Source organism: Zoogloea sp., from assembly GCF_028689785.1.
In the GTDB taxonomy this organism is placed as follows: Bacteria; Pseudomonadota; Gammaproteobacteria; order Burkholderiales; family Rhodocyclaceae; genus Zoogloea.
This window is the reverse complement of the sequence record NZ_JAQVCN010000032.1, coordinates 43,065-50,425: the sequence shown is the minus strand read 5'-3', so window position 1 is coordinate 50,425 and position 7,361 is coordinate 43,065. Positions and strand designations below refer to the sequence as shown.

The window sequence follows — 7,361 nt, the reverse complement described above, 5'->3', positions numbered from 1 at the left end:
AAGCGTTCCCGGCGGGTCTGTTTCTTCTTTTGCTCGAAGGCCAGGGAGGCGAAGGTGGCTTGCTTCATGGCGTCAGCACGTTTTATGACTTTAGTATTTTACCAGCTCCGAATTGATCAGAGATTCCTTAGCCGTTGGCTATTGCTTTGGCCGTTCATTGTGTGTTTCTGCGAGGAACACTGCTAATGTTGATGCGGCACCAGCGGCCAGCTTGGCGTGGCGGGGCTGCAAACCTTTGGCTGTGGCGACCTTCCCATGGCCTGTGCCATAGTGATTTCGAAGTTCTGCGACACCTTGAGTAATTGTTGCCAAATTACTTAGAAGGCGCTTGATCGTGTCAGATGCCTTGGCTTTCTCTGGGATGTCTTCTGGTGTGAGTTCCAACTCTTTGGCGGTTAATTTGACTAACTCTGGGATGTCTGCATTCTTTGAGAATTGTACGCCCCGTTCTGTCAGAATCGTCTTACAGCATGTCTCTACAAGCTCTTTTGCTGTGCCAATTGCTAGTGAAGGATCATTTTGAATAGCGGCTTCAATTCTTGTGATCTGCTGTGATACGTAGGACGGATCTGTTCCAACGAGTGCTGCTCGCGCTGCATTTAGGCCAGGAGTGGTTTGAAGGCCAACGTACCGCCCGACATAGACAGGTTTTCCTGAAAGCCTTGTGCGTTCAACCAACTGAAAGCCATCGCATTTTAAGAACTGGTTGAAGAGTTGCACAAGCCTTTCTGCTTCAGTGACATCGGAGCGGACGACTGGGTGGAGCATTTCTGCCAAAAACCGAAGAAAGACCTCATCGTCACCATTCATGAGGTTAAATCGAATGTCATGGAAAACCCAGTCAGCGTCCCAGTCATAGTTGTTCATTCGATGCTGCCAGATGTCACCTGCAGCATCCTTGAAGCGTGAGTCTGTTGAGGGAAGGCTACTTAAGTCGAAGATTCTTGAAAGGAATTCAGTCTCTTCTAGGTGGCCGCTCCATTCGACATTTTCCGCAGCGATTGAATCAATGATGTCCCGACGAGTGAGCTGACTGATTTTCATGGCTTATGGCCTAGTTGCGTAAACTTGAGGCAGCTAAAAGTTATTCAACGAACCAGCTTTTCCGCATGTTGATAATCGCGAAAAATGATATTTTCATGGGGCTGATTGGTTCATTTACGGGCTGCTCTGAAAGACTGTCCGCATATGCGATGATAATACGATCCGGCGAAAATCCTGCCGGCAAACAGCAAGAATATTCTGGCGAATGGCAGCTATGGAGCAGTTTCTTGAAGGTCCGCTCATGGCCGACAGCCGTCATCTTGGCTCATCGGCATGACCGTCCGTATCGGCCGAACGACGTTCATTCACCCCACAACTTCCTGCGCTACCCCCGACGAATACGGCCTCTCAAGGGTGTCGTTATGGTGAGCGCCGGCTGTCATGAACAGAGCATGACACTTGTGCCTGCGGGGGGCAGTGAAGTGGTTCACTTGCTCGGCCGCCAGAAGAGGGCGTTCTTACCCCAACCGCCCAATCCTCTCCCCCGCCGCTTCCCCATGCGCCACCAGCGCATCAACACACCCCACAAACCGCGCGCTAAACCCCTCCGCCGCCCGGACCCGCGCCACGAAGTCCCGCGCCAGCTCTTCCGCCTCCCGCCAGATCCCGTTGCTTACTCTGGCGTGGATGTTTGCCGCTGGCAGGGTGTCGGGCAGGCTGCCGCTGTTGCGGGGGGCGAAGGCCATGGGGGTCATGTCGTAGGCGGGGGCGAGGGCATAGGGGCGGCCTTGATCGGTGATGAAGCTCAGGTTGCCGCTGTGCATGTCGGTGTTGCCCATGAGGGTGCCAAAGGCCCACAGGCGGGCGGCGTTGTGGGCGGCGCCGGGCTGGATGTGGCGGCTGGTGGCGAGGCGTTGGACGAGTTCTGGCCAGGGGCCGCGGCCGGCACCAAGGAATTCGGCGTCGAGGGCGGCGAGGGAGAGGATGGCACGGCGGCCGAGGGTGCCGATGCGGTCGAAGCGTTCGACTTCGAGGAAGCGCTGGCCATGGTGGTCGATGATCCGGCTGGCGGCGGCGGGGATGCCGGCGTGGCGCAGGGTTTCGAGGGCGAGGTGTTCGGCGAGCAGGATGTCGCGCCAGCGTTCGGGCACGGGGCCGGCTTCGGCTTCGGAGAACTTGACGATGACGTGCCGGGGGCCGTCGGGGGTCTGGGCGCAGGCGGTGAACTTGGGCTGCTCGCCGCCGGCGGAGGAGCCGGGTAGGTCGCCCTGGGCGGCTTCGCGGGCGAGTCGGACGTAGGCCTCGGCCTTGTCTTCCGGAAGGATGGGGGTGGGCTGGGGGGCGGCGATGAAGTGCTCCCGGGCCTGGTCGCCGGTAAGCAGGTTGCCGATGAGGTCGTGGCCGTGGGCGAGCAGGGCGCGCAGGGCGTGGGTGTCGGTCCAGTCGCCCAGGCGCGGGGGCAGGCCCAGGGCGTGGCCGTGGCGGGCGGCGTAGGCCCGGCCGAGGTAGCCCTGGGGGCGCATGTCATACAGCCACCATGGGAGGCCGGGGCTGTGCAGATGGGGGCCGTCGACAGGCTGCATGACGAAGCCGTCCGGGCAGACGGGGATGAGTGTGCCGATCAGCTGGATACGCCCCTCGGGGTCGACCCGGTGAATGGGGATGTCCGGGAGCCCGCGGCGTGGGTCGCGAAGGGCATATTGAATAGATCTTGCCGCGCCGACGCGCACCACCTCTGCCGCCATTGTGCCCAGCAGGCGGGACAGGCTGGGCTGGCTTATGCCAATTTTTTCAGTGAGTTGGCGGGATGTCTGGGGGCCGCGGGTGAGTCGCAGCCTGACGGCGTCGGCGTGCGTGTCCATGTTTTTGAATGGATTCGTGAATCGATAGTCTGGTCCATTCTAGGGTGTCGTTTCAGGTCTGACCAGCCGGGTGGTCGCGGGCCATGGCGACCATGCCGGTGATGGCGGACGCAAACTTACCAGATCTTCACCCGGCTCCTTGGTGCGGCTCGGGTTCAGGCCGCCCCGAGGAGGAACTTGAGCAGCATCGGCCCCTGGGCCGACATACCCCAGGCCAGCAGGCCGCCGTTTAGCGCGACGGTGGTCCAGAAGACGCCCTGGAAAGACGACTTGGACGATTTGTGGCGGAGGAGGCGCTGGGCGGCCAGCCCACCGGGCCAGCCGCCTGCCAGGTCGAGGAAGTGCAGGGTGCTTTCGGGTGTGCGCCACTCGCCCTTTTCGGCGGCGATCTTGTCGAAGCCGTAGGCGATGAAGGTGACGATGCTGACGCCGGCATACACCGCCGGCACGATATAGGACAGGCGCCCTTTGAAGGCCAGGGCGGCCAGTACGGCGATGAAGACGACGGCGAAGACCGCGGCAAGGGGGCCGCCGCCGTGGCGCTTGGGTTTGCGTTGATGTCGCGTGCTCATGGGAAACCGGTGGTGCGCCGCGGGGCGCGATGGCGCTTATTCTAAATGCATTCGGTCTGCCGGGCCGGGCTCGGCGGCCACCTCGATGAGCCACTTCTTGAGGGCAAGGGCGGCGGGGCGCAGGGGCAGGGCGCGGGGGTGGATCACATGGTAGCCGGCGGCCAGGGGCAGGGCGTGATCGAAGGGGGCAAACAGGCTGCCCTGGGCGAGTTCTTCTTCCACCAGCAGGGGGCTGGTGAGGATCAGGCCTTGCCCCTGCTTGGCCGCTTCGATGGCCATCACGCCCTGGTCGAAGCGGATCTGCGGGAGCGCATCGATCTGCGCTGCGCTCAGCGGGGTGAAGCGCCCCAGCCAGGTGGGCCAGTGGGGGTGCATGGTGGTGGTGAGCAGGGTGGCTCGGGCGATGTGCTCGGGCTGGGCGAGGCCGATGGCGGCGGCGTAGCCGGGCTGGCAGTAGAGCCGTGCTTCGTCGCTGTGGAGCAGGGTGGTTTCCAGATCGGGGGCGTGGCCGTCGAAGTAGCGGATGGCCAGGTCGATGCCGTCGCGCTCGAACTCCACCAGGGTGGTGGTGGAGTTGAGGTGCAGGGCGATGTCCGGGTGGCGGGTGAGGAAGCCGGCCATGCGCCGGGGAAACCACTTGGCGGCGAAGGTGGGTGGCATGGACAGCGCCACGCTGCGGCTGCGCTGGTGGCGCACCCGCCGGCTGGCGTCGGCGATGCGGGCCAGGGCGGGCTGGATCTGCTGCCAGTAGGCGAGGCCGTCGGGGGTGGGGCTGAGCTGCCGCACCTGACGCACGAAGAGGGGCAGGCCGAGCCAGGCTTCGAGCTTCTGGATCTGCTGGCCGACGGCGCCGGGGGTGACGCAGAGTTCGGCCGCGGCTGCAGAAAAACTGCTGTTCCGCATCACTGAATCAAGAAAAACGAGCGATTTGAGGGGTGGGTAGCTGTTCATGGAATAGAAAAACTATTGTATGGCGCATCTTAAATGATTTGTGGCGGCGCGCGCGCGGGCGACACAATCGGGCTCACAAGGAGGTGAATCGTGTTTCAGAGCGTGCGTCGTCCCGATGTGCTGGCCGTGACCCTGGCGGCGGCTGGCATCCTGATGGTCACCATGGGCATCCGGCAGTCTTTCGGCCTGTTCGTCAGCCCCATCAATACATCCACGGGGCTGGGGGTGGCCACCATCAGCTTCGCCCTGGCCGTCGGGCAGTTTGCCTGGGGGGCGATCCAGCCCATTGCTGGCGCGGTGGCCGATCGCCACGGCCCGGCGCCTGTGCTGCGGGCGGGGCTGGTGCTGCTGGCCCTGGGCTGCCTGCTCACGCCTTTCATGGAGAGCGGCTTCGGGCTGGCGGTGACGCTGGGGCTGCTGGCGTCCATCGGGTCGGGGGCCGGTGCCTTCTCGGTGCTCATCGGGGCTGCGGCCCAGCGCCTGCCGGCCACGGCCCGGGGCACGGCGTCGGGCATCATCAACGCAGGCGGGTCGTTTGGCCAGTTTGTGTTTGCGCCGCTGCTGCAGCGCCTGATCCAGTCGTTTGGCTGGATGGGGGCTTTGTGGTCGATGGCGGTGGTGGCCTTGGCCACCCTGCCCCTGGTGGGGCGGCTTACCACCGCAGCGACCGTGCCGGCCGCCGATGCCGGCGGGCAGGGCGGCCTGGGGCAGGCGGTGCGCGACAGCCTGCGCGACCGCAGCTATCTGCTGCTCCACGCGGGCTTCTTCACTTGCGGCTTCCACATTGCGTTTCTGGTGACGCACCTGCCGGGCGAGGTGGATCTGTGCGGCCTGCCGCCCAGCGTGGCGAGCTGGTCCCTTGCCATCATCGGGCTGGCCAACGTGGCGGGCAGCCTGTATGCCGGGGCCTGCGTGACGCGCTACCGGAGCAAGCATGTGCTGGCCGTCATGTATGCGTCGCGGGCGCTGCTGATCGGGCTGTATCTGCTGATGCCCCGCACCGAATGGACCTACTACCTGTTTGCGGCCGGGCTGGGCTTTACCTGGCTGGCCACGGTGCCGCCCACGGCGACCCTGGTGAGCAAGCTGTTCGGCACGCGCTACCTGGGCACCCTGTTTGGGCTCACCCTGCTGTCGCACCAGATCGGCGGTTTCCTGGGGGCCTGGCTGGGCGGGCTGGCAGTGACGCAGTTCGGCGATTTTTCGTGGATGTGGTACGCCGACATGGCTCTGGCCGCTCTCGCCGCGCTGGCCAATCTGCCCATCCGCGAAGCCCCGGTGCAGCCCGCCGCCCAGCCCGCCTGATCCCTAGCCCGTGGGGTCGAATTCATCCTACTTTCCTCAGTTTGAAGTCGTTTGCCACCTAAGGCGCCATGGCCTTTCCCGTGGGGTCGAATTTATTCGACCGCGGACGGTGGTGAGCGCCATGCCGATGATCAAGGTGCCGAGGTCGAATGAATTCGACCCCACGCCTTTCGTACCCCCCCCCAACCACAAAGGAAAGACCGCACCGTGAGCACACTCCGAGACGACATCTCCATCGGCCACCTCAACGAAATCGGCCAGGAATACCTGCCGGGGGCCCTGGGCCTCGAGATGGTCGAGTTGAGCGAAGGCAGCCTGAAGAGCCGTATGCCGGTGAAGAAGCTGCACTTTGCCCCCAATGATTTCTTGCATGCCGCCAGCGTGGTGGCCCTCGCCGACACCACCTGCGGCTACGCCACCGTGGCCCATCTGCCGGCCGGGGCTACGTCGTTCACCACCATCGAGCTCAAGAGCAACCACCTGGGCACGGTGAAGGAGGGCAGCATCGCCTGCCATGCCACAGCCCAGCACCTGGGGCGCAACACCCAAGTGTGGGATGCCGTGGTCACCGATGAAGGCACTGGCCGGAAGATCGCCCTGTTCCGCTGCACTCAGATGATCCTGTGGCCCCGTAGCTGAGCGCGGCAGCCCCATGGAGTCGAGTTCATTCGATCTTCGCTGGCAGGATCATGCTCAGGCCCTGGGGCGGGCAATTTGCCCGGTGTCGGGGGCGATTTTGCCCATTGTGGGGACGGGGGCTATCGGCCTGGCGCGGGGTGTCTAGAATCTGGAAGAACACTACAACGCCGTCCAATACACGGAGACAAGCCCCATGCGCCCCACCCGACGTTACTTCTCCCTGGCGCTTGCCGCCTCCTTGCTGACCTGTTGCCTGCCGGCCCAGGCCGATGAGCAGATGGACACCATCCGCAAGCGCGGGCGGCTGAAGGTGGCGGTTTATAACAGCTTTCCGCCGTATTCCGATGCCGGCAAGGGCATCGACGTGGAGCTGGGTCAGGCGCTGGCCGCAAGGCTCGGCGTGGAGGCCGAGATCATCAGTTTCATGAGTGGCGAGGACATGGGCGACGATCTGCGCAACATGGTCTGGAAGGGCCACTACCTGCGCGGTGATCCGGCCGATGTGATGATGCGGGTGCCGGTGGATCCCGTGTTTGCCGAGGCCAACGACAAGGCGCGCATCTTCGGCGCCTATCAGCGCGAGGTGATGGGCATGGCCCGGGTGGCCAGCCGCGTGCCGGTGCCCAGCGGCTCGGCAGCCATCGCGCTGGAGGTGTTCACCCGGGAGAAGGTGGGTGTAGAGGGTGATACCCTGGCCGACTCCTTCCTGGGCGGCGTGATGCAGGGGCGCATCCGTTCCAATGTGGTGCATTACCGCTCGATCGAGGAGGCTGCCAAGGCCCTGCGCGAGGACGGCATCGTGGCCATCATGGCACCCATCGGCGAGCTGGAGGCGGCCCTCAAGGGCGACCGCCGCTTTGTCATCGACGAGGTGAAGCTGGGCGAACTGAGCCAGAAGAGCTGGCCCATCGGCATGGCCGTCAAGGCCGAGTCGGAAGAACTGGCCGGCAGCCTGAGCACCGCCCTGGCGGCGCTGCAGCAGGACGGCACGGTGGAGGCCATCTTCAAGCGCCATGGCGTAAGCCTGCGCTCCGCCCGTTGAGCGCGA

The 7,361-nt window shown here is 64.0% G+C and carries 7 protein-coding genes; 3 read left to right on the top strand and 4 right to left on the bottom strand.

Annotated features, from left to right (window positions below):
- Positions 1-138: 138 nt before the first annotated feature.
- The 4 genes from PHI64_RS14445 to PHI64_RS14430 all read right to left on the bottom strand — a co-directional run bounded on the left by PHI64_RS14445 (position 139) and on the right by PHI64_RS14430 (position 4,369).
- Positions 139-1,044, bottom strand: coding sequence for an abortive infection family protein (locus tag PHI64_RS14445; protein ID WP_299884001.1), 906 nt, complete (start codon positions 1,042-1,044; stop codon positions 139-141).
- Positions 1,045-1,502: 458 nt separating this feature from the next.
- Positions 1,503-2,846 carry a type II toxin-antitoxin system HipA family toxin YjjJ gene (gene yjjJ / locus PHI64_RS14440; protein WP_299883999.1) on the bottom strand — a complete coding sequence of 448 codons (1,344 nt, stop codon included), beginning with the start codon at positions 2,844-2,846 and terminating at the stop codon, positions 1,503-1,505.
- A 155-nt stretch (positions 2,847-3,001) separates the two neighbouring features.
- Positions 3,002-3,418: a DUF1294 domain-containing protein gene (locus tag PHI64_RS14435; RefSeq protein ID WP_299883997.1), complete on the bottom strand. Its 417-nt coding sequence runs from the start codon at positions 3,416-3,418 to the stop codon at positions 3,002-3,004.
- A gap of 36 nt (positions 3,419-3,454) precedes the next feature.
- Positions 3,455-4,369 carry a LysR substrate-binding domain-containing protein gene (locus PHI64_RS14430; RefSeq protein WP_299883995.1) on the bottom strand — a complete coding sequence of 305 codons (915 nt, stop codon included), beginning with the start codon at positions 4,367-4,369 and terminating at the stop codon, positions 3,455-3,457.
- A gap of 90 nt (positions 4,370-4,459) precedes the next feature.
- Here PHI64_RS14430 and PHI64_RS14425 point away from each other — a divergent pair, with 90 nt between their 5' ends.
- The 3 genes from PHI64_RS14425 to PHI64_RS14415 all read left to right on the top strand — a co-directional run bounded on the left by PHI64_RS14425 (position 4,460) and on the right by PHI64_RS14415 (position 7,355).
- Entirely contained in the window at positions 4,460-5,674 is a 1,215-nt protein-coding gene (locus PHI64_RS14425; RefSeq protein ID WP_299883993.1) for an MFS transporter, read from the top strand.
- Between the two features lie 207 nt (positions 5,675-5,881).
- Positions 5,882-6,313: a PaaI family thioesterase gene (locus PHI64_RS14420; RefSeq protein ID WP_299883991.1), complete on the top strand. Its 432-nt coding sequence runs from the start codon at positions 5,882-5,884 to the stop codon at positions 6,311-6,313.
- Between the two features lie 193 nt (positions 6,314-6,506).
- Positions 6,507-7,355, top strand: a complete 849-nt coding sequence (locus PHI64_RS14415) for a transporter substrate-binding domain-containing protein (protein WP_299883989.1) — start codon at positions 6,507-6,509, stop codon at positions 7,353-7,355.
- Positions 7,356-7,361: the final 6 nt, after the last annotated feature.

Coding starts and splice junctions, on each gene's coding strand:
- PHI64_RS14445 (WP_299884001.1), bottom strand. CDS start 1,044: ATGAAAATCAGTCAGCTCACTCGTCGGGACATCATTGATTCAATCGCT.
- yjjJ (WP_299883999.1), bottom strand. CDS start 2,846: ATGGACACGCACGCCGACGCCGTCAGGCTGCGACTCACCCGCGGCCCC.
- PHI64_RS14435 (WP_299883997.1), bottom strand. CDS start 3,418: ATGAGCACGCGACATCAACGCAAACCCAAGCGCCACGGCGGCGGCCCC.
- PHI64_RS14430 (WP_299883995.1), bottom strand. CDS start 4,369: ATGAACAGCTACCCACCCCTCAAATCGCTCGTTTTTCTTGATTCAGTG.
- PHI64_RS14415 (WP_299883989.1), top strand. CDS start 6,507: ATGCGCCCCACCCGACGTTACTTCTCCCTGGCGCTTGCCGCCTCCTTG.